21 protein-coding genes are annotated in these 24,910 nt (G+C 65.1%); 12 read left to right on the top strand and 9 right to left on the bottom strand.

Annotated elements, in window-relative coordinates:
* Nucleotides 1-20: 20 nt before the first annotated feature.
* Complete coding sequence (locus tag K414_RS0116365; protein WP_027496923.1) at nt 21-479, top strand: MaoC family dehydratase; 459 nt, start codon at nt 21-23, stop codon at nt 477-479.
* Here K414_RS0116365 and K414_RS0116360 read toward each other — a convergent pair.
* The 5 genes from K414_RS0116360 to hemE are packed head-to-tail and all read right to left on the bottom strand — an operon-like array spanning nt 457 to nt 6,602.
* Nucleotides 457-2,778: a molybdopterin-dependent oxidoreductase gene (locus tag K414_RS0116360; protein ID WP_027496922.1), complete on the bottom strand. Its 2,322-nt coding sequence runs from the start codon at nt 2,776-2,778 to the stop codon at nt 457-459. The two genes, K414_RS0116365 and K414_RS0116360, sit on opposite strands and share 23 nt — an antisense overlap.
* The gene (locus tag K414_RS0116355; protein WP_230591903.1) at nt 2,775-3,479 is read right to left on the bottom strand and encodes an HAD family hydrolase; all 705 of its coding nucleotides are present in this window, start codon (nt 3,477-3,479) and stop codon (nt 2,775-2,777) included. The genes K414_RS0116360 and K414_RS0116355 overlap by 4 nt, the downstream gene beginning before the upstream one ends.
* Nucleotides 3,476-4,171: a hydrogen peroxide-dependent heme synthase gene (gene hemQ, locus K414_RS0116350; protein ID WP_027496920.1), complete on the bottom strand. Its 696-nt coding sequence runs from the start codon at nt 4,169-4,171 to the stop codon at nt 3,476-3,478. Before hemQ ends, K414_RS0116355 begins: the two co-directional genes overlap by 4 nt.
* A gap of 5 nt (nt 4,172-4,176) precedes the next feature.
* Complete coding sequence (locus K414_RS0116345; protein ID WP_027496919.1) at nt 4,177-5,532, bottom strand: protoporphyrinogen oxidase; 1,356 nt, start codon at nt 5,530-5,532, stop codon at nt 4,177-4,179.
* A complete protein-coding gene (gene hemE, locus K414_RS0116340) occupies nt 5,529-6,602 on the bottom strand; it encodes a uroporphyrinogen decarboxylase (protein ID WP_027496918.1) in 1,074 nt (357 codons plus the stop codon). Before hemE ends, K414_RS0116345 begins: the two co-directional genes overlap by 4 nt.
* 164 nt (nt 6,603-6,766) lie before the next feature.
* On the opposite strand from hemE, the gene K414_RS0116335 reads away from it, so the two are divergent.
* From K414_RS0116335 to K414_RS28615, 8 genes are all read left to right on the top strand, one after another.
* Nucleotides 6,767-7,366, top strand: coding sequence for a DUF3000 domain-containing protein (locus tag K414_RS0116335; RefSeq protein ID WP_027496917.1), 600 nt, complete (start codon nt 6,767-6,769; stop codon nt 7,364-7,366).
* Between the two features lie 59 nt (nt 7,367-7,425).
* A complete protein-coding gene (locus K414_RS0116330) occupies nt 7,426-8,706 on the top strand; it encodes a ribonuclease D (RefSeq protein ID WP_027496916.1) in 1,281 nt (426 codons plus the stop codon).
* Between the two features lie 72 nt (nt 8,707-8,778).
* Complete coding sequence (locus tag K414_RS0116325; protein ID WP_027496915.1) at nt 8,779-10,005, top strand: thiolase family protein; 1,227 nt, start codon at nt 8,779-8,781, stop codon at nt 10,003-10,005.
* On the top strand, nt 10,002-12,107 hold the full coding sequence (locus K414_RS0116320) for a 3-hydroxyacyl-CoA dehydrogenase NAD-binding domain-containing protein (protein WP_027496914.1): 2,106 nt from the start codon (nt 10,002-10,004) through the stop codon (nt 12,105-12,107). Before K414_RS0116325 ends, K414_RS0116320 begins: the two co-directional genes overlap by 4 nt.
* 97 nt (nt 12,108-12,204) lie before the next feature.
* A complete protein-coding gene (sigJ, locus tag K414_RS0116315; RefSeq protein ID WP_027496913.1) occupies nt 12,205-13,065 on the top strand; it encodes an RNA polymerase sigma factor SigJ in 861 nt (286 codons plus the stop codon).
* A 92-nt stretch (nt 13,066-13,157) separates the two neighbouring features.
* A complete protein-coding gene (locus K414_RS0116310; RefSeq protein WP_027496912.1) occupies nt 13,158-13,904 on the top strand; it encodes an SDR family oxidoreductase in 747 nt (248 codons plus the stop codon).
* A 218-nt stretch (nt 13,905-14,122) separates the two neighbouring features.
* Entirely contained in the window at nt 14,123-15,520 is a 1,398-nt protein-coding gene (locus K414_RS0116300) for a sugar porter family MFS transporter (RefSeq protein ID WP_027496910.1), read from the top strand.
* 99 nt (nt 15,521-15,619) lie between these two features.
* Nucleotides 15,620-16,915 (top strand): MFS transporter, encoded by a 1,296-nt coding sequence (locus K414_RS28615; RefSeq protein WP_027496909.1) that lies wholly within the window; start codon nt 15,620-15,622, stop codon nt 16,913-16,915.
* On the opposite strand, the gene dxs is transcribed toward K414_RS28615, so the two are convergent.
* Complete coding sequence (dxs, locus tag K414_RS0116290) at nt 16,902-18,782, bottom strand: 1-deoxy-D-xylulose-5-phosphate synthase (protein ID WP_027496908.1); 1,881 nt, start codon at nt 18,780-18,782, stop codon at nt 16,902-16,904. The genes K414_RS28615 and dxs overlap by 14 nt on opposite strands.
* Nucleotides 18,783-18,962: 180 nt before the next feature.
* Between dxs and glsA the strand changes: the two genes are divergently transcribed.
* Complete coding sequence (gene glsA / locus K414_RS0116285) at nt 18,963-20,789, top strand: glutaminase A (RefSeq protein WP_027496907.1); 1,827 nt, start codon at nt 18,963-18,965, stop codon at nt 20,787-20,789.
* 42 nt (nt 20,790-20,831) lie between these two features.
* Here glsA and K414_RS0116280 read toward each other — a convergent pair whose 3' ends face one another.
* The gene (locus K414_RS0116280; RefSeq protein WP_027496906.1) at nt 20,832-21,590 is read right to left on the bottom strand and encodes an anti-sigma factor; all 759 of its coding nucleotides are present in this window, start codon (nt 21,588-21,590) and stop codon (nt 20,832-20,834) included.
* Nucleotides 21,587-22,342, bottom strand: a complete 756-nt coding sequence (locus K414_RS0116275) for a sigma-70 family RNA polymerase sigma factor (protein ID WP_027496905.1) — start codon at nt 22,340-22,342, stop codon at nt 21,587-21,589. Before K414_RS0116275 ends, K414_RS0116280 begins: the two co-directional genes overlap by 4 nt.
* Before the next feature lie 164 nt (nt 22,343-22,506).
* Between K414_RS0116275 and K414_RS27190 the strand changes: the two genes are divergently transcribed.
* A complete protein-coding gene (locus K414_RS27190; protein WP_045841783.1) occupies nt 22,507-23,520 on the top strand; it encodes a daunorubicin resistance protein DrrA family ABC transporter ATP-binding protein in 1,014 nt (337 codons plus the stop codon).
* A complete protein-coding gene (locus K414_RS0116265; RefSeq protein ID WP_027496904.1) occupies nt 23,517-24,356 on the top strand; it encodes an ABC transporter permease in 840 nt (279 codons plus the stop codon). Before K414_RS27190 ends, K414_RS0116265 begins: the two co-directional genes overlap by 4 nt.
* 22 nt (nt 24,357-24,378) lie before the next feature.
* Here the strand turns inward: K414_RS0116265 and K414_RS0116260 are convergent, their stop codons facing one another.
* Entirely contained in the window at nt 24,379-24,900 is a 522-nt protein-coding gene (locus K414_RS0116260; protein ID WP_027496903.1) for a CGNR zinc finger domain-containing protein, read from the bottom strand.
* Nucleotides 24,901-24,910 lie beyond the last annotated feature (10 nt).

Below are 24,910 nucleotides of genomic sequence, written 5' to 3'. Positions count from 1 at the left end.
CGACGGTGCATACTGTGAGCATGCGCACTTTCACCTCACCAGAGCAGATCAAGGCGGCCGTCGGCGAAGAACTGGGAACCAGCGACTGGCTCCAGATCACCCAGGAACGGGTGAACACCTTTGCCGACGCCACCGGCGACCACCAGTGGATCCACGTCGACGTCGAACGAGCGAAAAAAGAGAGCCCGTTCGGCGCGCCGATCGCCCACGGATTCCTGAGTCTGTCGCTCGTGTCGATGCTGAACTGGCAGATCTACACCATCGAGAACACCAAACTCGGAATCAACTACGGCTCCAACAAAGTTCGCTTCATCAACCCTGTCAAGGTCGGATCCCATGTCCGGTTGCGGACCACCCTCACCTCTGTCGAGGACGCGTCGGGCGGAGCGTTGCAGATCGTGACGACCGCAACGCTCGAGATCGAAGGCGAGGACAAGCCGGCCTTGGTTGCCGAGATCATCTCGCGGGTGGTGTTCTGACCGATCGTGTCACCGGTGGATCGAACGCAGTGATCGGCGGCAGCGGCGCGTCGTAGCGTTCGATCTCCACCAGCACGTGCTGCCCGGTGCACCCTCGCGAGAGCGACGACGACCCGACGTCGGCGGTGAGAACGTTCACGCTGCCGTGCTTGCACATCGAATCGGGATCAGCCGGATCGAGCGGGTCGTACCAGGCTCCGGTCGACAACTGAACTACCGCTTCGAGCATCGCGTCGTCGACGACCACACCGGCCAGGCACGAACCGCGGTCGTTGAACACTCGCACCACATCGCCGTCCGACACTCCCCTGGCCTCCGCCGCACACGGATGCATTCGAATCGGCTCTCGGCCCTGAACCTTCGAATTCCGGCTCACCGCACCGTGATCGAGCTGACTGTGCAGCCTGGTGCGCGGCTGGTTGGCGATCAAGTGCAGAGGAAACTGCTCGGCCCGCGCCCCGCCGAGCCACTCCTGCGGCTCGAACCACATCGGATGCCCTCGGCAGTCGTCGTAATCGAACCCCGCGACCGTCGCCGAGAAGATCTCGATCTTGCCGCTCGGTGTCCGCAGCGCGTTGCCGATCGGGTCCTGGCGAAAATCCTCCAGAAATGTCAACTCGTCCTCGGTCTTCATCCGGAACGAACCCTCACGCGTGAAGTCGTCGAATTCCGGGGTCTGCACGCCGTCGGCCCGCAGATACTCGCGCCACTGCCCGTACATGTGCTCGAGCCATTGCTGTGACGTGCGCCCCTCGGTGAACTGCTGCCCCACACCGAGTTTCATAGCGAGTTCCGCGAAAGTGTCGTAATCGTCGCGCGAATCGGCGAATCGCTCGGCAGCCGGCGCCATGGCCACGAGCAGTGGATCGTTGCGTGTGCAGCTCAGATCCGACCGTTCCAGCGATGTGGTCGACGGGACTACGACGTCTGCGTGCTTGGCCATCGGCGTCCAGTAGGGATCGTGGACGACGACGGTATCGGGCCTGCCGAGTGCCCGGCGCAATCGTCCCAGATCCTGGTGGTGATGAAACGGGTTGCCGCCCGCCCAATAGACCACTTTGATGTCGGGATAGACCAAACGTCGGCCGTCGTGGTCGAATTCGTGCCCTGGGTTGAGCAGCATGTCCGAGACAGCTGCGACCGGGATCAGATCGGCCACCGGATTGATTCCCTGCGGCAGTGTCGGCAACGGATAGGGCACAGGAGCGAGGCCGGGCTCGTTCATCGAGCCGTATCCGTGTCCGAATCCCCCACCGGGCACGCCGATTTCGCCCAACATCGCTGCCAACGTGATGCCCATCCACGGAGCCTGTTCACCGTGCTGCGTACGTTGCAGGGACCACGTGACGGTCACCATCGTGCGTTTCGACGCCATGTCCCGTGCCAGCTCTGCGATTACGGACGGCTCGATACCGCAGATCTCCGACGCCCACTGCGGGGTCTTGGGAGTGTCGTCCGAGACACCGAGAAGGTAGCGCTCGAACTCGGGGTAACCCTCGCAGTATTTCTCCAGAAACGCTGTGTCGTGCAGTTTTTCGTCGGCCAGGACGTATGCCAGAGCCAGCATCATCGCCACGTCGGTTCCGGGCCGTGGGGCGATCCACCGCGCCTCGCCCGACATGTCGTTGCGCAATGGACCGACGGTGACGATCTGCCCGCCGCGGGCGCGCATCGCGTCGAGCGAACCGACGGTCGGATGATCCGACGTACCACCGTGATTGATGCCGGTGTTCTTGACCGGAACACCGCCGAATGCGACCAGCAGTTCGGTGTGTTCGGCGATCACGGACCAGGATGTGGAGCGGGAGAACATCTTCCAGTGCGCGCCGAGCACGTGCGGCATGATGACGCCGGTCGCACCGAGCGAATAGCTGTGCACGGATCGCGTGTAGCCGCCGATGCAGTTCAGGAAGCGGTGTACCTGACTCTGCGCATGATGAAAGCGGCCGGCACTGGCCCAACCGTACGACCCGCCGTAGATGGCGTTGTTGCCGAATATGTCCACCACGCGGCGCAACTCGCGCGACAACAGGTCGGTGAGCTCGTCCCACGAGACGTCGACGAACTCCTCGCTACCGCGCCTGTCGGTGGGGCCGGGACCGTTCTCGAGCCAGCCCCTGCGTACCGCAGGCGACGTGACGCGGGATCGATGGGTCACCGAACCGACGAGGTTGCCCAGCACCGGGGAAGGATTACTGTCCGTCACCTGAGGATGAATCGCGGTGACGTCACGTCCGTCCGAGTCGGCGCGGAACATCCCCCAGTGGCCCATGTGCTGGACGCCGGTCACTCCGGTCATCGAATCCCGAACGCGCTCAACGCTGCCAGCAGTGCGTCGGGACGCTCGGCCGTCGGCACCGGATCGACGAGTGCGAAACTGCACCCGATCTCCTGTGCCGCGCCGTCGGCCTCGGCACTGTCGCCCACCATCAGCGTCCGCGCGGGCTCGACGCCGAGAGCGGCCACCGCATGTCGGAAGATCTCCGGTTGCGGTTTGACGTGCCCGACCTCGAACGAGAGCACGAATTCGTCGACGTACCGGGCTAGGCCCCGAGCAGTGAACGCAGGACGGATGTCGAAGGCAATGTTGCTCAGCACCCCGACCCGAATCGACCGTCCCGCCAATGTCGACAGTGCCGCTTCCGTGTCGGGATAGGGCGTCCAGGAGTCGGCGTCGATGACTCGTCCGTACACCGATTCGGCCTGTGCCTCGGCGGTGATGCCGGACTGCGCCAGAACGTGCAGATACGCCTGCCGATGCAGGGCCGGATCCAGATCGCGATGACGCCATGCGTGCCGAGTGGCGTCGTCGAACTCGACGGTCTCGCCGACCGGAGCGGTCATGCGTCGCATGAGCTCGGCGGCTCCGGCTCCGTCGACCGGAACGCCGTCGGCATCGTGCACACCGTCGAACCACGACGGCTCCTCTTCCAGTCGGAAGAGTGTGCCGGAGAAGTCGAAGAGAACGGCGTCGACGATGGGTGTGTCCGTCCCCGTCACGGTAGTGATTCGACGAGCGCGTCCACCTCGACCCGAGGGCCGGTGAAGAACGGCGTCTCCTCGCGCACGTGTCGGCGTGCCTCGGTGGCCCGGAGATCGCGCATCAGGTCCACGATGCGGTCGAGCTCGGGTGCCTCGAAAGCCAGGATCCACTCGTAGTCACCGAGCGCGAACGACGGGACGGTGTTGGCGCGCACGTCCTTGTAGTCGCGCGCTGCCTTCCCGTGATCGGCAAGCATCGTCCGACGCTCCTCGTCGGGCAGCAGGTACCAGTCGATCGAGCGGACGAACGGGTACACGCAGATGTACGCACCCGGATCCTCGCCCGCGATGAACGCAGGAACGTGGCTCTTGTTGAACTCGGCGGGGCGGTGCAGAGCAGTGTTGCTCCATACCGGCGTGCTCGCCTTGCCCAGCGCGGTGGTGCGCCGGAAGTCGGAGTACGTCGCCTGCAGGTCCTCGATGCGCTCGGCGTGCGTCCACACCATGAAGTCGGCATCGGCCCGCATGCCGGCGATGTCGTAGACGCCGCGCACGACGACACCCTTGTCCTCACGGCCCTCGAAGAATGCCCGGGCTTCCTTCGCAGCGGCCGCGCGGTCGTCGCCCAGAACCCCGGGTGTGACCTTGTAGACCGAGAACATCAAGTACCGAAGAGTCGAATTGAGCGCTGAGTAATCGAGGCGTGCCATGGCCCCTATCGTGCCACCTCGACCAGACGGGCGGCAGCGGTGGTGGCGGACGCAATACAGGCCGGTACCCCGACGCCGCGCTGCCACGCTCCGGTCACGGCGAGCCCGGCGAGTTCGGACACTCCGGATTCGATGGCGGCGACGCGGTCGAGGTGTCCGGGAGCGTACTGCGGCAATCCGCCCGGCCACCTCTGGACGGTCACTGCGAGCGGCCGAGTGTCGATACCCGCGACCGTCGACAGATCTGCGAGCGCAACGTCGATCGTGTCCTCGTCGGATCGCTGCGCGGCGGTGTCGTCGCCGAAACGCCCGAGCGAGGCTCGCAGCAGTACCGCGTCACGCTCGGCCAGGTGCGGCCACTTTCGACTGGACAGCGTGAACGCCTTCACGTCCAGCCCCGCGTCCGTCGCCACCAGAATTCCCGAATTCTGCGGCAGCTCGGTCGACGTCGGAAACGCCATCGCCACGACCGTCGACGACGCCAGTTCGATCTCACGGGCAGCGCGCGACGCGTCCGGTGCGAGGTCTGCCATGAGATCGGCCAGTATCGGTGCCGGTACCGCCAGCACGACCCCGTCGACCACACCCACCCGATCGACGAACCAGCCGCCCGACTCACGGCGGATCTCGCCGACGCTCGTCTCGCGCAGAACGCGAGCGTCGGTGGCTGTAACCAAAGCGTCGAGCAGCACCGCGTAGCCGTCCCGGAGTCCACCGAACACCGGCCCCGGGGACGGAGTCGGGAGTGCCGTCAGCACAGCCTCGGTCAGGTTCGCCGCGCCGTTGTCCAACGCAGCGGCCAGCGTCGGCAGCGCAGCACGGACACCGATGGAGCTCGCCGAACCGGAGTAGACCCCGCCGAGCAGTGGATCGACCGAACGGCTCACCACCTGGTTCCCGAAACGTGTGCCCACGAGATCGGCCACGCTGGCATCGGAGCCCCGGACCCATCGAAACGGCCGCTCGGTCTCGGTAGCGATGATGTGCAGCTCGGACGGATCGACCAGCTCTCGGACGGACTCCGCCGACGACGGGATACCCATCAGGGTGCCCACCGGAAGTGGATGAGTGCGTCCACCGGAGAAGACGAGCGGTCGCACCGTCGACGGGTGCACCAGCTGATCGGTGAGCCCCAGTTCCGCAAGTAGGGCGGGCACCTCCGGACGGCGCCCGATGAACGCCTCGGCACCGACATCGAGCGACTGATCGCCGACCGAGGTGGTGCGCAGGGTGCCGCCCACCCGGGACGATGCCTCGACCAGAGTGATCTCAGCGTCGGGCCCGCACGCCTGTCGCAGGCGATACGCCGCGACGAGGCCGGAAATTCCGCCGCCCACGACGGCGTAACGCCGGACGGTCACAACGAATGCACCAACGAGACGACGCGAGTCAGGATGTCGGGATCGGTATCGGGAAGCACGCCGTGGCCGAGATTGAACACGTGGCCGCGGGCACCGGCCGCGATCGCACTATCCGCCTCGGCGGCAATGCGTCGGACCTCGGCCTCGACTGCGTCCCAGCCGGCGAACAGCACTGCGGGATCGAGATTGCCTTGCAGGGCCTTGCCGTGGCCCACCCGGTGCACCGCGTCGTCGAGCGGAATCCGCCAGTCGACCCCGACCACGTCGGCACCGGCCTCGCCCATGGCACCGAGCAGTTCTCCGGTGCCGACCCCGAAGTGGATCTTCGGGACGCCGGCCGAGGACACGGCGTCGAACACTCGTGTCGAGTGCGGCAATACGTACTCGCGGTAATCGTCGAGCGAGAGTGCACCCGCCCAGGAGTCGAACACCTGAACGGCGTCGACGCCCGCAGCCAGCTGGGCCTGCAGAAAGGTGATCGTGGTGGAGGCCAATGCGTCGAGCAAGGCGTGCCACGTGGCCGGATCGGACCGCATCAGAGCTTTGGTCTTCTCGTGATTGCGGCTCGGACCACCCTCGACCAGGTACGACGCAAGGGTGAAGGGTGCGCCGGCAAATCCGATCAGCGGGGTGGTTCCCAGCTCACGAGTGAGAATGCGGACGGCGTCGGCCACCGGCTGCACCTGGTCGGAGGTCAGGACGGGCAGAGCCGCGACGTCCGCAGCCGAACGCACCGGATGCGCAACCACCGGTCCGGTACCGGCGACGATGTCGAGATCGATGCCCGCGGCTTTGAGCGGAACCACGATGTCGGAGAAGAGGATCGCTGCGTCGACGTCGTGACGACGTACGGGCTGCAGGGTGATCTCGGCGACCAGATCGGGCCGGAAGCACGAGTCCAACATCCCGATGCCTGCACGGATCTTGCGGTATTCCGGAAGGGACCTGCCGGCCTGACGCATGAACCACACCGGCCGCCTCGACGTCGGTCGACCGTCGATCGCGGCCAGAAACGGCGCCTCCGGAAGTTCTCGTCGGGCGGGGGCTGCGGTGTGCGATTCGGCGTTCATCACCGTCCATGCTGCCACGTGCGAGAACCGCCGCTACCCTCGAGGGCGAGACACTCATCGCAGTTCAGGACACTCGGATCGTTCGACGGACGCTCGGCGCAGTTCGATCACGGCTCGGCGCGCCTCCATCGCAGGACAACGTGACGCGTCTAACGTCCGGTGACGTGACCGAGCACCGATCTGACGCCGAACCTGCGCCTTTCCGCGCCGCCATCGACGCGATGCATCGGGCGCAGGTACACCCGGCGATCGAAATCGGTCCGATTCGGCCGCCGCAGAGACTCGCTCCCTACAGCTATGCGATCGGTGCCGAGGTCAAGCACGCCGACTCCGAGCAGATCGACGAACAGAGCGACGGCGACGCGTTCGGCCGTCTGATCCTGTTGTACGACCCCGACGGTGCCGAGGCCTGGAACGGCACTCACCGCCTGGTCGCGTACATCCAGGCCGACGTGGACGAGTCCCTCGCCGACGATCCACTGCTCCCCGAGGTCGGCTGGAGTTGGCTGGTCGACGCCCTCGAATCGCGATCGGAACCGTTGAACGCGCTCGGCGGCACGGTCACCTCGACCAGCTCGGTTCGGTACGGCGACATCGCCGGCCCGCCGAAGGCTCACCAACTGGAACTTCGCGCGTCCTGGACGGCGACGTCCGAGGATCTCTCGACTCACGTCGAGGCGTTCTGCGAGGTGCTCGCCTACGCCGCGGGCCTGCCGCCCGCGGGCATCACCACCCTCGGGCAGCGCAGTTCCAGTCGGACATAGCAGTTCCAGTCGTACATAGTTGCCGGTCCGTTCGATCCCAGGGCCTAGAGTCACATCTCATGTCAGCCGAGAGTTCCCCGGACGCCGCGTCGGATGTAGAAGCGAACGAGCCTGTCGCCGTTCCGTTGTTGGCCCCCGCTGACGGGGTTCCCGACGTCGTCGACACCGCCGATGCCGTTCGCGCAGCCGCAGAGGCACTCGCCGCAGGCCACGGGCCCCTCGCAGTCGACGCCGAGCGCGCGTCCGGCTTCCGCTACTCCCAACGTGCGTACCTCGTGCAGTTCCGCCGCCGCGGCGCAGGCACCGTGTTGCTCGACCCCATTCCCGTCACCGGCGACCTCGCACCCCTGGCCGAGGTCATCAACCCGCTCGAATGGGTATTGCACTCCGCGGACCAGGACCTGCCCGGTCTCGCCGAACTGGGGCTCGTCCCCGCCACGCTGTACGACACCGAACTCGCCGGCCGCTTGGCCGGATTCGACCGCGTCGGCCTCGGTGCGATAGTCGAGCGAACCCTCGGCCTGGCCCTGCAGAAGGGGCACGGCGCGGCCGACTGGTCTACCCGACCCCTCCCCGACACCTGGCTCAACTACGCCGCCCTCGACGTCGAAGTTCTGCTCGAGCTGCGAGACGCGATGGCCACCGAACTCGAGGCACAGGGCAAAACCGAGTGGGCAGCACAGGAGTTCGCCCACATCCTCGCCCTGGGCCCGCCCAAACCGAAAACCGACAGATGGCGTCGGACATCGGGAATCCATGCGATCAAGTCACCACGAACGTTGGCTGCCGTCCGCGAATTGTGGACCACCCGAGACGAATTGGCGGCCAAACGTGACGTAGCACCGAGCCGGGTCCTGCCCGACTCGGCGATCGTCGCCGCGGCGACGGCCGATCCGAAGTCCTCACGCGAACTCGAACAGCTACCCGTCTTCGGCGGCCCCCGTCAGCGTCGGTCCTCTCGGTTGTGGGCCTCGGCCCTGACCCGAGCACGGGCGCTGCCCACCGCGGAATTGCCGTCGATGGCGGCGTCGTTCGACGGGCCGCCACCGGTCAACCGATGGGCCCGCCGCGATCCGGACGCAGCGGCCCGACTCGCCGACGTGCGAGCGGCGATGACCGAGCTCAGCGAGTCGGTATCGGTGCCGGTCGAGAACCTCCTGATGCCGGACCTGCTACGCCGATTGGTATGGGATTGGCGGACTCCCGACGACGACGCTCTCGATCCAGAAGCTCTCATCGATACTCGCCTGACCGAAGGAGGGGCGCGGCCCTGGCAACGCTCGCTGGTGGTACCGGTTCTGACGAAGGCACTGCACCCTTCCCAAGTTACCGACGGGTAATACCCGCTACAGTGGGTGGCGCGTCCGGGCACCCGGACGAGTCGTCCGCATCTGTCGGGAGGATCGAAAAGCGTGTCTGTACCCCCGTCCACCAGCTCACAGAGGAATGTTGTCTTCGTCGACGGCATCCGTACCCCGTTCGGCAAAGCAGGCCCCAAGGGCATGTACGCCGACACTCGCGCAGACGACCTCGTCGTCAAAGCAATACGCGAGCTTCTCCGCAAGAACCCCAATCTTCCTCCCGAGCGCATCGACGAGGTCGCGATCGCTGCGACCACACAGACCGGCGATCAGGGCCTGACCATCGGCCGGACGTCCGCTCTCCTGGCCGGGCTCCCCCGCAGCGTCCCGGGATTTGCGATCGACCGCATGTGCGCGGGTGCGATGACCTCGGTGACCACCACCGGATCGGGAATCGGATTCGGCCAGTACGACGTCGTCATCGCAGGCGGAGTCGAGCACATGGGCCGCCACCCGATGGGTGAGGGTGTCGACCCCAACCCGCGCTTCCTCGCCGACAAGCTCGTCGATCCCAGTGCACTGGTGATGGGCAACACCGCCGAGAACCTGCACGACCGGTTCCCGAGCATCACCAAGGACCGCACCGACGCCTACGCCGTCGCGAGCCAGAACAAGTACGACGCCGCCAAGAAGGCCGGCTACATCGCCGACACTCTCGTTCCGGTCGCCACGAAATCCGCCGCAGGATGGGGTCTGGCCACCGAAGACGAGCCACCTCGTCCCGGCACCACCGTCGACGATCTCGCCAAGCTCAAGACGCCGTTCCGGCCTGCAGGTCGAGTCACCGCAGGCAATGCTGCCGGTCTCAACGACGGCGCCACCGCGGCGATCCTCGCCGGTGAGGACACCGCGCACGAACTTGGCCTGAACATCGGTATGCGGATGGTCGGCTTCAGCTTCGCCGGTGTCGATCCCGCCGTCATGGGCATCGGCCCGGTCCCCGCAACCGAAAAGCTGCTCGGCCGAACAGGATTGAGCATCGACGACATCGGCCTGTTCGAGATCAACGAGGCCTTCGCCATCCAGGTTCTCGCCTTCCTCGAGCACTACGGCATCGCCGACGACGACCCCCGCGTCAACCAGTGGGGCGGCGCCATCGCGTGTGGCCACCCGCTCGCTTCCTCGGGCGTTCGCCTGATGACGCAGCTCAGCCGTCAGTTCGCCCAGCAACCCGACGTCCGCTACGGCCTGACCACCATGTGCATCGGTCTCGGCATGGGCGGCACCGTCATCTGGGAGAACCCCAACCACGCCGATTACTCAGGAGTCAAGGCATGAGTGACATCACGACGGCGTTCGAGGACGAGGTAGTCACGAACGCGTTCACCAAGATCGTGTCCGTACCGGGGCTCGACGGCTCCATCGCCCTCGTGACCCTCGACAACGGCTTCGATCACACCAAGCCGTCGACCTTCGGTCCCGGCGGACTCGCCAAGTTCGACGCCGCACTCGACGAGGCATTCGCAGCGAACCCGATGGCCATCGCCGTCACCGGCAAGCCGTTCATCTTCGCCGTCGGTGCCGACCTCAACGGTGTGCCGAACATCAAGACCAAGGACGAGGCGCTGCAGATCGGGCAGCTCGGCCACAAGGTCTTCCGCCGCCTGCGCGAGTCGACGGTTCCCACGTTCGCCTTCATCAACGGTGCCGCACTCGGCGGTGGACTCGAAGTGGGACTGCACTCGCACTACCGCACCGTCGCGGAGAACGCTGCCGCGCTCGGCCTGCCCGAGGCCTTCCTCGGCCTGGTACCGGGATGGGGCGGAACTCAGTTGCTGCCCAACATCATCGGTGCCTCGAACGCCGTCACCGTCGTCATCGAGAACGCACTGAACCAGAACCGCGTCCTCAAGCCGAAGCAGGCACTCGACCTCGGCATCGCCGACGCCCTCTTCGGCGGAGCCGACTTCCTCGAGCAGTCTCTCGCGTGGGCCGCTCAGGTCATCAAGGGCGAGATCACCCCTGCTCGTCCCGAGATCGACCGCGGGCAGGCCTGGGACGACGCCATCGCCCGTGCCCGGGGCATCGTGGCCGGCAAGACCGGCAATTTCGCACCGGGACCGGTCGCTGCCGTCGACCTGCTCGAGCTGGCCAAGAACACCGACATCACCGATTCCGCGTCTCTCGACAAGGCCTTCGCGGCCGAGGACGACGCGCTGTCGACGCTGTTGGTCAAGGACGAGTTGCGTGCCGGTTTGTACGCCTTCGACTTGGTTCAGAAGCGCGCGAAGCGTCCCGCCGGTGCGCCCGACAAGTCGCTCGCCCGCAAGATCTCCGGTGTCGGCATCGTCGGTGCCGGTCTGATGGCCAGCCAGCTCGCGTTGCTGTTCGTGCGCCAGCTGAAGGTGCCGGTGATTCTCACCGACATCGATCAGGAGCGCATCGACAAGGGCGTCGGCTACGTTCACAGCGAGATCGACAAGCTGCTCGGCAAGAAGCGCCTGTCCCCCGACGCCGCAAATCGCTTGAAGGCGTTGGTGTCCGGATCGATCGACAAGTCCGCATTCGCGAACACCGACTTCGTTATCGAGGCAGTCTTCGAGAACCTCGACGTGAAGAAGAAGGTGTTCGCCGAGGTCGAGGAATTCGTCTCTGCCGAGACGATTCTCGCGACCAACACCTCGTCGTTGTCGATCACGAAGATGGCGGCCGACCTGAAGCACCCCGAGCGCGTGGTGGGCTTCCACTTCTTCAATCCCGTGGCCGTACTTCCGCTGCTCGAGGTCGTCAAGGGCGAGAAGACCGACGATGCCACTCTCGCAACAGCATTCGCGACGGCGAAGACACTGAAGAAGTCGGCCGTGTTGTCGGCGGATCTCCCCGGATTCGTCTTCAACCGTCTCGTTACTCGCGCGTCCAACGAGATCATCAGCGCGATCGACGAGGGCACCCCGTTCGATGTGGCAGACGGCGCTGTGGGCGAACTCGGCATGCCGATGAGCCCGCTGACGTTGCTGGCACTCGTCGGACCGGCCGTCGCTCTGCACACCGCGGAAACACTGGCCGAGGCGTACCCGGAGCGATTCAAGGACTCCGCCGGATTCCGTGCACTCGTCGAGGCGAAGAAGCCGGGTGTGTGGACCTACGGACCCGAGGGCCAGGTCGTCGACCCTGAGGTGGCCGCACTGTGGCCGCAGGGTGACTCACCGTCGACGGCCGAACAGGTTCTCGAGCGAACCCGTAACGCCTTCGCGGACGAGATCAAGATCATGCTCGACGAAGGGGTCGTTGCCGCGGCCCAGGACATCGATCTCTGCCTGCTGCTGGGCGGAGGCTTCGGATTCTGGAACGGCGGTATCACTCCGTACCTGGATCGCAGCGGCGCGTCCGAGGCCGCCACCGGTCAGCGCTTCCTCGCGCCCGGTGTAGCCAGCGTCTAGCTCTACCTGCCGAGTTCGAGGTTATAGACGGATTTCTTCTGATTTTCGTCCATAACCTCGAACTCGGCTTTTTCGTGTCGGGATAAGGTCTGATCCGATGAACAGCGAACGCAGTCGGTTGATCGGCATCGCCTATCGAATGCTGGGTTCCTACAGCGACGCCGAGGACGCAGCATCGGAAGCGCTGCTCCGCTGGTACCGACTCACCGACGCCGAACGTGACGAAATCGACGTCCCCCGTGCGTGGCTCACCCGCGTCGTCGGCCGCATCTGTCTGGACCTGCTCGGATCCGCCCGCGTACGCCGGGAACACTATGTGGGGCAATGGCTTCCCGAACCCGTCCGAGCCCTTGCGCCCGGCGACGACGGCACATCGGACCCGGCCGACCGCATCGCCCTCCACGAGTCCGTCGGCCTGGCGTTGCTCGTCGTTCTGGACTCACTGAGCCCGGCAGAACGTGTCGCGTTCGTGCTGCACGATGCATTCGCGGTTCCATTCGACGACATCGCGAACGTTCTCGGTCGGACCCCCGCCGCCTGCCGCCAACTGGCCTCGGCCGCCCGGCGACGGGTGCACGACGATCGCCGCGGCCCGAGCGCACCCAACACCCACGACCGCGTCGTCCGCGCTTTCGTGGCTGCCGCCGCCGGCGGAGATCTCGATGCGCTCGTCGCACTGCTCGCCCCCGACATCACCCTCGTCAGTGACGGCGGCGGACGGGTGTCGGCGGCCCGCAACCCGGTTCGCGGGGCCGATCGGGTCGCCCGCTTCGTTCTGGGTATCACCGTCAAGTCCACCGACCTCGACCGGTCGATCGAATCGGTCAACGGCCTGACCGGAGTCGTCCTTCGCCGACAAGGTGTGGTCACCGGTGTGATCGGTTTCCGCACCGATTCCGCCGTGGTCACCGACGTGTGGATCGTGCTCAACCCGGAAAAACTTCGACACTGGTCGTGACGGCCATACATTCTCGTGGGCTACGTCGTCAGTGCAGGTGAGGCCCGAACTTCTCGAGCCGATCGACTCCGAACAGGACAGGTGGACACACGATGAAAATCGCCGTAGCCGGTGGAACAGGAACCGTCGGAACGCATGTCGTCGACGTGGCGCGTGAGCGAGGGCACGAGATCGTCGTGCTGTCGCGGTCGGCCGGTGTCGACCTCGCCGACGGGACCGGCCTGTCCGACGCTCTGGCCGGGGTCGACGCCGTCGTCGATGTCTCGTCGACGCAGACCGTCTCGGCGAAGGAGTCGACAGCGTTCTTCTCCGCCGTCACCCACAACTTGTTGGCGGCCGAGATCGAGGCTGGAATCGGCCATCATCTGGCCCTGTCGATTGTGGGAATAGACAAGGCCCCGCATGCATATTACGCCGGAAAGGTGAAGCAGGAAGGCATCATTCGAGCCGGGACAGTGCCGTGGACGATTCTTCGAGCCACGCAATTCCACGAATTCGCCGGCCAGATTCGCGCTCAGATGTCGTTCGGTCCGGTCAGCGTGATCCCGAAGATGGTCTCGCAACCGATCGCTGCCCGCGAGGTCGCCGATCGATTGATCGATCTGGCCGAGCACTCCCCCGCGGGCCGCGTTGCCGACCTCGGCGGGCCGAGACAAGAACGGATGGCCGAGATGGTGCGGCGCTATGCACGTGCCATCGGTGCCCGTGGTCTGGTGCTCGAAGTTCCCGTCCCGGGGGCGTACGGCCGGGCGATGCGCGACGGAACGTTGGTCACCACGACCGGTTCGGATCACGGTTTCCAGACCTTCGATCAGTGGTCGGCCACCCAGGCGCGATAGCCACCTGCCGCCGAACTCGAAGCTATGGACGACTTACGGCAGTTTTCCGTCCGCAACTTCGAGTTCGACAGCGCGATATCGGACAATTCACCTATTTCGGCAATTGGATTGCTGCACGCCACGAATATCGAGGCGATTTCGCTCCCATTCCGTGTGTGCGAGGACGAAGATGGCGATGACCACCATGGACGCTGTTCACCCGAAAGCTGGTTCATGCCATGACGCAATCGACCGATCGGCACACCGCAAAGGTCATCGGAGTCACCATCGCCGCCGCTGTCGGCGGGTTTCTGTTCGGATTCGATTCGTCCGTCGTCAACGGTGCAGTCGACTCGATCCAGGAAAATTTCGCTCTGTCGTCGTTCGTCACGGGGTTCGCGGTCGCAATCGCGCTACTCGGGTGTGCGGTCGGAGCCTGGTTCGCCGGTCGCCTGGCCGACAGTTGGGGCCGCAAGAAGGTGATGCTGCTGGGCTCTGCGCTGTTCACCATTTCCTCGGTGGGGTCCGGGTTCGCCTTCAGCGTCCCCGATCTGATGTTGTGGAGGGTCCTCGGCGGGCTGGGTATCGGAATTGCGTCGGTGATCGCGCCCGCGTACATCTCGGAGATAGCACCGGTTCGCTATCGCGGTGGATTGGCATCGCTGCAGCAATTGGCAATCACCGTCGGAATCTTTGCCGCGCTGCTCTCGGATGCGGTTCTTCAGAACGCGGCAGGCGGACCGTCGAACGATCTGTGGTTCGGCCTCGAAGCGTGGCGGTGGATGTTCCTGGTCGGCGTCGCGCCCGCATTGGTCTATGGATTTCTCGCGACACTCATTCCAGAATCACCTCGGTACCTGGTGGGTAAACACCTCGACGAGGAAGCTGCACGCATTCTGGGCGACATCACCGGCGAAGTGAACCCCGACGAACGCATCCGGGAAATTCGCCTGACTCTCCGGCGAGAATCCAAATCCTCGTTCGCCGATATCCGAGGACCCAAATTCGGTCTGCAGCCGATCGTGTGGGTCGGTATCACGATGGCGATTCTGCAGCAGTTCGTCGGGATCAACGCGATCTTCTACTACTCGACGACGCTGTGGAAGTCGGTGGGCTTCAGCGAGAATCAATCGTTCGTCACGTCGGTGATCACGTCCGTCATCAATGTGTCGATGACATTCGTCGCAATCTTGTTCGTCGATCGATTCGGTCGCCGAAATCTGTTGATGATCGGCTCGATCGGCATGTTCGTCGGTTTGGTCCTGGCCGCAGTCTCGTTCACGCAAGCCGTCGGAAGCGGCGACCAACTCGAATTGCCGTCGCCTTGGGGCCCGGTCGCGCTCGTCGGCGCAAATCTGTTCGTGGTCTTCTTCGCAGCAACATGGGGACCGATCATGTGGGTGATGCTCGGAGAGATGTTCCCCAATCGAATGCGTGCAGTGGCGTTGGGCATCAGTACCGCCGCGAACTGGATAGCGAATTTCGCCATCACATTGGCATTCCCGCCGTTGTCCGACACCATCGGGCTCGGCTTCATCTACTCGTTCTTCGCGCTGTTCGCTCTCCTTTCCTTCTTCTTCGTCAAATACAAGATCACCGAGACCAAGGGGATGGAACTCGAAGAGATGGGCGTCTGAATCGAGGTTGTCCGAACGACGGCGGGTCCGCGGTTCTCTCGACCGATAAGGCAGGGTGGGGGTGCACTCTGTCGGTCGATCTGCCGTCGAAAGTAGGAGATGAAGCTACGTATCGCATGCGCCGTGGGCGCCGTCGTGGTGTTCGGACTGAGCCTGCGCCTGCTGTTCGGCAGTACCTCGGCGCTCACCTCCGACATCGCCGAGTTCTACTCCGCGAACTCGACATCCATGGCGTTACTGACCACGGGTCCGGTGATCTGCCTCGGTGTATTCGCCGCCACCGCACGCTATTTCGTGCGCCGGGTCCCTGTCACGCACGTTCTTGTGGTGTGCCTGTCCCTGGTGGCCGTCGGCACAGCTGTACGCGCGGTGCCGTCGTGGCCGATCCTCGTGGTCGGCACTCTCGTCGCGGCGGCGGGTATCGCGGTGGCGAATGTGCTGGGTCCGGTTTTCGTCCGTCTGGTGGTGCAGGAGTGGAGCCTGTCGGAACGACCCAGGGGCAGAGAGTGGAGTTCGATAGGTGAACCCGATGCGGCGGCGGGGCGACGACTGGGGTTGTTGACCGGGGTGTTGACCGCTGTGATCAGTGCCAGTGCGGGAGTGGCGTCGGGAGTGTCCGTTCCCTTGGCCGAGGCCTTCGACGGTGGTTGGCGGATTGTTCTGGGGCTGTGGTCGATTCCGGTCGTGTTGGCCGCCGGATGTATGGCGATCTTCGGGCGAACGCTGTCGCGCGGGCGGTCGGTTGCCGGGTCGGCGACACTCCCCGACGACGCTCCTGGGAGTCGCACGGGGGTTCTGACATCGCCCGTGGCGTGGTCGTTGACGGCATTCATGGGTTTGCAGTCGCTGATGGCGTATTCGATGATCGCGTGGTTACCTACAATCTTTCGTGATCGCGGGGTGGACGCGCGTGATGCCGGTCTGCTGTTGACGGCATTGTCGGTCAGCAGCGTGCTGACTGCATTGACGGTTCCGAGCCTCGCGACAAGGTTGGGGAATCAGAGCGCGTTGGCGGTCGCCGTGACGCTACCGACGTGCGTGGGCCTGCTCGGGATAGTGTCGTCGGCCGATTCTTGGGCCCTGGTGTGGGCGGTACTGCTCGGTTTGGGCCAGGGCGGGCAGTTGTCGCTCGCGATGACGTTGATGAATCTGCGGGCCTCGAACGCCCGTGATGCTGCGTCGCTCAGTTCCATGGCGCAGACGGTCGGATACGTGCTGGCTGCTGCCGGTCCGCTGGTGTGCGGGGCCGTTCATTCGGCGACGCAGCGGTGGGAACCGTCGATTGTGTTTCTTCTGTTGGTCACGATTCCCATGGCTGCAGCAGGTGCGGTGGCCGGCCGCCGCGCCGTGGTCGGAAGCGAGGCGGAGCCGGCCGACGCCGTCAGAGGCTCTTGACCCAATGCGAAACTTGCTGCACCACGGTTTCGCAGGTGAGTCCGAACTCGTGGTGCAGTTGCTCCCGAGATGCGTGGTCCAGGAATCGTTGCGGCACACCGAGATCGCGGCAGGGCACGTCGACACCGGCACCGCGCAGCGCGGCCGAGAGCGTCGAACCTATCCCGCCGTGCAGGCCGCTGTCCTCGACGGTGACGACCAACCGGTAATCCTCGGCCATCTTGAGCAGCGACTGCGGGACCGGGAGCACCCAGCGTGGATCCACGACGGCAACCGAAATACCCTCTGCTTCGAGCTTTTTCGCGGCGTCGAGGGCGAGCGACCCGAACACCCCGACGGCAACGATCAGCACGTCGCCGGTGGCCTCGGACGGCTCGGTCAGCACATCGAGTATTCCGTCCAACCTGCGCACCGCAGGCACCGTTTCGGTGACCGCGCCCTTCGGGAAGCGAAGTGCCGTAGGGCCGTCCGAGGTGGCGATCGCCTCGGCCAGCTCCTCTCGAAGAGTGGCGGCGTCTCGTGGCGCTGCCACCTTCATGCCCGGAACGATGCCGAGCAGAGACATGTCCCACATGCCGTTGTGGGACGCGCCGTCGGCACCGGTGACTCCCGCGCGATCCAACACGATGGTGACGGGAAGACCCAACAGGGCGACGTCCATCAGCAGTTGATCGAACGCGCGGTTGAGGAACGTGGAGTAGATGGCGACCACGGGATGCATGCCGCCGAGCGCAAGCCCGGCGGCCGACGTCATCGCATGCTGCTCGGCGATACCCACGTCGAACATTCGGTCCGGAAACCGCACCCCGAACGCCGCGAGCCCGGTGGGCGCGGCCATTGCGGCGGTGATGGCCACGACGTCCTCGTTCTGCTCGCCCTGCTCGATGAGCGCCGCCGAGAACACCGACGTCCAATCCGGAGCCGATTTGGATCGGGCCAGGCCGGTCGCAGGATCGATGACGCCGGTGGCGTGCATCTGGTCGGCTACGTCGTTCTCGGCATGGATGTAGCCCATGCCCTTGCGCGTCACCGCGTGCACGATGACCGGGCCGCCGTACGCCTTGGCTCTGCGCAGTGCCGATTCCATGGCGTGCTGGTCGTGACCGTCCACCGGGCCGAGGTACTTGATGCCGAGATCGGTAAACATGACCTGCGGGCTGATGGCGTCCTTCACTCCGGCTTTCATGCCGTGCAGCATCGTGTAGGCGGCGCGGCCGACGACGGGGATCCGTCGTACGATCCGGCGGCCGTTGTCGAGAATCTTCTCGTATCCCGGCTGCAGTCGCAGAGCTGCCAGGTGATCGGCCAGCCCGCCGATGGTCGGGGCGTACGAACGGCCGTTGTCGTTGACGACGATCACCAGCGACCGGTCTCGGCCGGCGGCGATGTTGTTCAGCGCCTCCCAGCACATACCGCCCGTCAGCGCGCCGTCACCGACAACAGCCACGACATGCCGGTCGGTCTCTCCCTTGAGGGCGAACGCTTTGGCCAACCCGTCGGCATACGACAAGGATGCCGATGCGTGGGAGGACTCGACCCAGTCGTGTTCGCTCTCGACCCGAGACGGATAGCCGGACAGCCCGCCCTGCTTGCGGAGTGTGTCGAACATTCCTGCGCGTCCGGTGAGCATCTTGTGCACGTAGGCCTGGTGGCCCGTGTCGAAGATGACCGGATCACGCGGTGAGTCGAAGGTGCGGTGGATCGCCAGAGTCAGCTCCACCACTCCCAGATTGGGACCGAGGTGGCCCCCTGTTGCCGATACCTTCTCGACCAGGAAGGCGCGGATCTCGCGAGCCAGTTCGGCCAGCTCCGCACTATCGAGGTCGCGCAAGTCCTCGGGCGTCTGAATTCGCGCTAGGACACCCAACGAGATCGCTCCCTCCGGCCGGAAAACATATTCGAAAAACCAGTCTACGGAGTGGCTGCGCCCAGCCGCCCCGTCCAGCATTGTCTCGCCGACACTACCGTCGAGTAGGCAGGTGCCCGGGGTCAGTCGCCCCTAACCTCGAATACGCTCGAAACGGACACCCGACATACAGTGTCGCCCATGAGCAACGTCGTCGATGCCATCCTGACCCGGGTTCACGAACTGTGCCGGGACGACGCGTCGGGACAGGTCGCCGACTACATCCCCGAACTCGCAGCCGTGACGCCGGACGGCTTCGGTATCGCCCTGACGACCACCGACGGCTACGTGTACGAAGTCGGCGACACGAGGATGCCGTTCACCATCCAATCCATCTCCAAGCCCTTCACCTATGCACTCGCGCTGGCCGACCGCGGCCTCGACGTCGTCGCGGGCAAGATCGACGTCGAACCCTCGGGTGAGCCGTTCAACGAGATCAGCCTGGACGCCGTCACCGAGCGGCCCCGAAACCCGATGATCAACGCGGGTGCGATCACGTCCGCGTCGCTCATCGGCGGCCGCACCGCAGAGGAACGATTCGAGCGCATCCGAGCGTCGTATTCCCGGTACGCAGGAAGGTCTCTGAGCTTCAACGACGCGGTGTATCGATCCGAAGCGCGCACCGGACACCGCAATCGCGCCATCGGCTACATGCTGCGGTCCTTCGGCATCATCGACCACGATCCGGAGGCCGCCGTGGACCTGTACTTCCGCCAGTGCTCGATCGACGTCACGGCGGCTGATCTGGCCATGATGGCCGCCACGATGGCCAACAACGGAGTCAATCCCCACACCAAGGAGCGCGCCCTGGCACCCGCACTGGTCGAACGCGTGCTGTCGGTGATGACGACCTGTGGCATGTACGACGGCGCAGGCGACTGGGTGGCGCGGGTGGGTATGCCGGCCAAGAGTGGGGTCGGCGGCGGCATCCTGGCGGTGCTTCCCGGGCAGATGGGCATCGCCGTCTACTCCCCCCGCCTCGATTCGCACGGCAACAGCGTGCGCGGCGTTGCTGCCTGCCGAGAACTCTCCACCAGACTCGAATTGCACTTTCTGCACGTCACTCGGGCCGCGAAATCGTCGATTCGACGTCGGTACGTTCTCACCGAGGCACCGTCGCGAAAACGACGATCCGAGATCGAACAGGCCACACTCGCTGCAGTCGGCGACCGCGCGCGGGTCTACGAGTTGCACGGGGACCTGCTGTTCTCGGGTGCCGAGACAGCGGTCCGCGAGATCGGCAACCTCGACCGGAATCTCGATGCACTCGTCATCGACGTTCGTGGCGTCGACGAGGTGAGCGACATCGCCCGTTCGATGTTCGAGGACCTACGCCGCGATCTCGCCGACCACGGCTGTGTGGTGTGCCTGGTGGATCCCAGAGCCATCATGGGCCACACGACGTCGAGCCTGGACCCGAATGATCCGGCGGGCCGGGTGTACTCGAGTCTGAGCTCGGCCATCCAGTGGGCAGAGAACCTGCTGCTCGATCGGCACTGCTCCGGCGCGCGGCAACCGGCAGAGATCACTCCGGCCGAGCACCCGTTGCTCGCCGGTCTGACCACCGAGCAATTCGACTCGGTGACTCCTTATCTGGAGAAACGTCACTACGCACGGGGCGACGTCATCGTTCACCGTGGTGCGCCGGCAGCGGGTCTGTTCTTGATTCTGCGCGGAGAAGTGACATCGACGGCCGTGTCCGCAGACGGGGGCAAACACCGCATCACGACGCTCTCCCCCGGGATGAGCTTCGGCGAGATGCCGCTGCTGATGTCGGTGCCGTTCCTGCTGGACATGGTGGCCGACACCCCTGTCGATCTGGTGGTCGTGTCGGTATCGCATTTCGAGGCACTGACTCGGGACGCCCCGGAAGTGAAGCTGGCGCTACTGGAAAATCTGGCCAGCGGCGCGTACGGCCAGATGGCGGCCGTCGTCAAGACGCTCGGGCGGTTCGACATCGGCATCTGATCCGACTGTCGAACCGCCCGAGTGGACGTGCTTGGCCCCTGATCAGGCGTCGAGCGTGATCATCGTGAGGACCTCGGTGGGCTGCGCCGAGCCGCCGGCAGGCTCGAGCGAGAACGCGAAGTTGGTCGACGCTCCCATGCCGTCCACCACGGTGCCGTCGCTCGACGTGAGCTGATCCTCGGTGACAACGCCGGCGGAGCGCGGCGCACCGTCGACGAACCACATCTGGTAGACCCGGCCCGAGGGCGGCTCCGGGACACCGTTCAGAGTCACCACGACCGCATCTCGGCTCAGCGAGTACGACACCTTTGCAGTGCCGCCACCCGGGAACTCCGCGGACGCCTCACGAGCGTCGGGCGCTGCGACGATCTGCTCGGCCTGGGAAGGCTGCGGGTCCGAGCCCATGGTCTGCGTGACGACGACTACACCACCGACTGCGACGACGATCGCGGCAGCCGCGGACACCATCGAGTATCGCCACGTCTTGGAGCGCTCACGTCGGTGCCGGTGCAGCGGAGTGACGTTCGGCGGAAGTTCTCGGACCGTCGGCTCCTGATCGCTCGCGGCGACACGCGCGAGCACGGCCTCCCGCACGCGTTCGGGTGCGGGAGTCGCGTCTGCCGCCGCAGCCAACGCCAGCGTTTCGTGAATCTCACCCACGAGGATGTCGAATTGTGCCCGGGTCGTCTCGTCGACGCGGATTCGCTCGGTTTCGATGGCGCGCCGCTCGGACTCGCTCATCGCGTGGAGGGCGTAGACCTCCGCTTCGTCCAGCAGTCGTTGCCGTGACGCTTCACTCATTGCGGGATCACCCCCAGGCATGTCTTCAACTTGATCAATCCATCTCGTATGCGCGATTTGATCGTCGGCACGGCTACCCCGAGCCGTTCGGCAACCTCGCGATAGGTGTACCCGCTGTAATAAGCCATTCGTACCGACTCGCTCTGCGTATCGGTCAGAGTGTCGAGACAGGCCACGACGGCCTCCGATTCGAGCCGCTGGGTCACCGTCTCCAGTACCTCGTCATGCTCGGGCGTGTGACTCACGGCACCGTACGCCGCCTCGCGGTCGGTACCCGACTGTTCGCTACGTACCCGATCGACCGCCCGGCGATGTGCCAGCGTCATGATCCACGCCAGCGGACTCCCCTGGCTCGGATCGTAATTCGGTGCTGCACGCCAGATCTGGAGGAACACCTCCTGCGCGGTCTCCTCGCTGTACCCCGGGTCGCGAAGCACGCGCACCACCATCCCGTACACACGGGAGGACGTGGCGTCGTACAGCTCGGCGAAGGCCGACCGGTCGCCCTGGGCAACGGCGGCCATCAGGCGACGGAGACGGTCCGTCTCCTCGGCACGCAGATTCTTCAGCTGGGGGCTCGGTACTGCGCACACCGCATCCTCGACCGAGGTGCTGTCCTCGGACTCGGGCGGCGTTCGGTCACGGCCGGTGCCCGCAGATCCGGAAGCATCGGAGAACGGCACGCTCATCGGACTGTCGTCCCAGCAGACGGGTTCATGATCGAGTTCATCGATCATGACACTAGTGGTCATGTAGCCCTCATATCGAAACCTCCGCGTTTTCCCGCCGCAGTACATATTCGGAACAAACACCCCGAGGGATGGTCCGCGACCGAAATTCGTTTGCGCAGAATTGGACCGGGCTTCATCCTGGGTGCGAGAATCGGACAAACGCGGGCAATCGGGCGGACAGCTCGATGGAGGGACGGACACGCATGACGGCCATCGAAACCCACGGGCTCGTCAAACATTTCGGCACCACCGCCGCAGTCGACGGCGTGGATCTGTCGATCCCGTCCGGCGGGGTGTACGGCGTACTCGGACCCAACGGGGCCGGGAAAACCACGACCATCCGGATGCTGGCGACACTTCTTCCGATAGACGGCGGCAGCGCACGAGTCCTGGGACACGACGTGGCAACCGAGCCGGAGGCCGTTCGCCGAAAAGTTTCTCTCACGGGTCAATTCGCCTCGCTCGACGAGGATCTTACCGGCACGGAGAATCTCGTTCTGCTGGCGCGGCTGCTCGGCTACTCACGTCCGGCCGCCCGAGCGCGCGCTGATCAACTGTTGACAGCATTCGACATCGCCGACGCCGGACCGCGACAGGTCAAGACCTACTCCGGTGGCATGCGCAGGCGCATCGACATCGCGGCGAGCATCATCGTCACCCCCGAGCTGATCTTTCTCGACGAACCCACCACCGGCCTGGACCCGCGCAGTCGCAATCACGTCTGGGAGATCGTCCGTGCACTGGTGGCAGGCGGCACGACGGTACTGCTGACGACGCAGTATCTCGACGAGGCCGACCACCTGGCCGGGCGCGTGGCGGTGATCGACCACGGCAAAGTCATCGCCGAGGGCACGACGGGCGAGCTGAAGGCATCGGTGGGATCGAACTCACTGCACCTGCGCGTGCTCGATGCCGGGCACCGGAATGCCGCGGCGAGAATCGTTCGAGATCTGGTCGGCAGCACCGTGACCGAGGACGCCGACCCGTTCACCGTGTCCGCACGACTGGACAATCCGGCGCAGGCGGCACCGATCCTTCCTGCTCTCGAATCCGCCGGAATCGCCATCGCATCCTTCACCCTCGGTCAGCCGAGTCTGGACGAGGTGTTCCTGGCGCTGACCGGGCACGACGCGGGAGCGGGAGTGGAGCCGGTGGGTGCGAAAAAAGCTGAAATCGACAACGGGGAGATCGCGTCATGACCACCGAGGCCCAACGATCCGCCCCACAGGCGTCGACGATCATCGATGTTCTCTCAGCCGCAGGTCCGAGGCCGGAGCGTCCGTCGTCGCTGTCGACCTCGCTGAGTTTCGGCTGGCGGGCGTTGCTGAAGATCAAGCACGTACCGGAGCAGTTGTTCGACGTGACGGCGTTTCCGATCATGTTCACGCTGTTGTTCACGTACCTGTTCGGTGGCGCTCTGGCCGGTTCGACCGACGCGTACATCCAGTTTCTGCTGCCGGGCATCCTGGTGCAGACCGTGGTGATGATCACGATGTACACCGGCGTGACGATGAACAAGGACATCGAGAAGGGTGTGTTCGATCGGTTCCGATCGTTGCCGATCTGGCGTCCGTCGCCGCTGGTCGGTGCGTTGCTGGGTGACGTCGTGCGCTACACGTTGGCGTCGGTGATCGTACTGATCTTGGGGCTGATTCTCGGTTTCCGGCCGCAAGGCGGGCTACTCGGTGTGATCGCATCGATCGTGCTGTTGCTCGTGTTCTCGTTCTGTCTGTCCTGGATCTGGACGATGATCGCCATGATCGTGCGCACCGAGGCAGCCGTGATGGGGATGTCGATGTTCATCCTGTTTCCGCTGACGTTCGCGAGCAACATCTTCGTCGACCCCAACACGATGCCGGGGTGGCTTCGTGCGTTCGTCGACGTCAACCCGGTCAGCTTTCTGGTGACGTCACTTCGAGGCCTGATGCAGGGCGATGTCGACACCGGCCAACTCGGAGTGACTCTGGTGCTGTCGGCGGCAATGCTGGCGATCTTCGGACCGATCACGATGCGGCTGTACAACCGCAAGTCCTGATCCGCGCCTTCCGGTGCAAGCGTCAGGATGCGGCGCGGGCTCGGTGTCGGCGGACTGCGTCCCGGTTCGAGCACACGGTTCCGCAGTACCGCTGCCGTCCGGTGCGTGAGGTGTCGGCGAAGGCGGTCGTGCAGTCGGCTGCGGCGCACCGATGGAGTCTGTCCATTCCGCGACCGGTCAAGTGCAGCGCGGTACCGACACCGACCAGTGCCCTGATGACGCCACCCAACGCGATGTTGGGATCGCGATAGTGCATGTGCCAGCCGTCGTCGGCATGGTTGGTCAACCGTGGGTACGCGGATGCCTGTGCAAGGAGGGCGTTCAGGGCCTCGGCCCGCTCCTCGGCTGTCTCTGCATCCACCACGCGAGCCCACTCGCGGAGGAACTCGAGTGTGTCCGCGAGATCGGCGTCGGTGGCAGTCCAGTCGGGAACGAGGCCGGCGTCGATGCAGCGGGCCCCCAATTCGCTCGGCGACGTGGGTGGCCGGTTGAGGAGGTCGATGCCCAGTTTCACGGCATATTCCCCGTAAGGGTTGATGTGCATAAGACCATTA

This window comes from Rhodococcus sp. JG-3, from assembly GCF_000482405.1.
Taxonomy (GTDB): Bacteria; Actinomycetota; Actinomycetes; order Mycobacteriales; family Mycobacteriaceae; genus Rhodococcoides; species Rhodococcoides fascians.
Note: the sequence above shows the minus strand (reverse complement) of the source record. Positions and strands in the feature narration are given on the sequence as shown.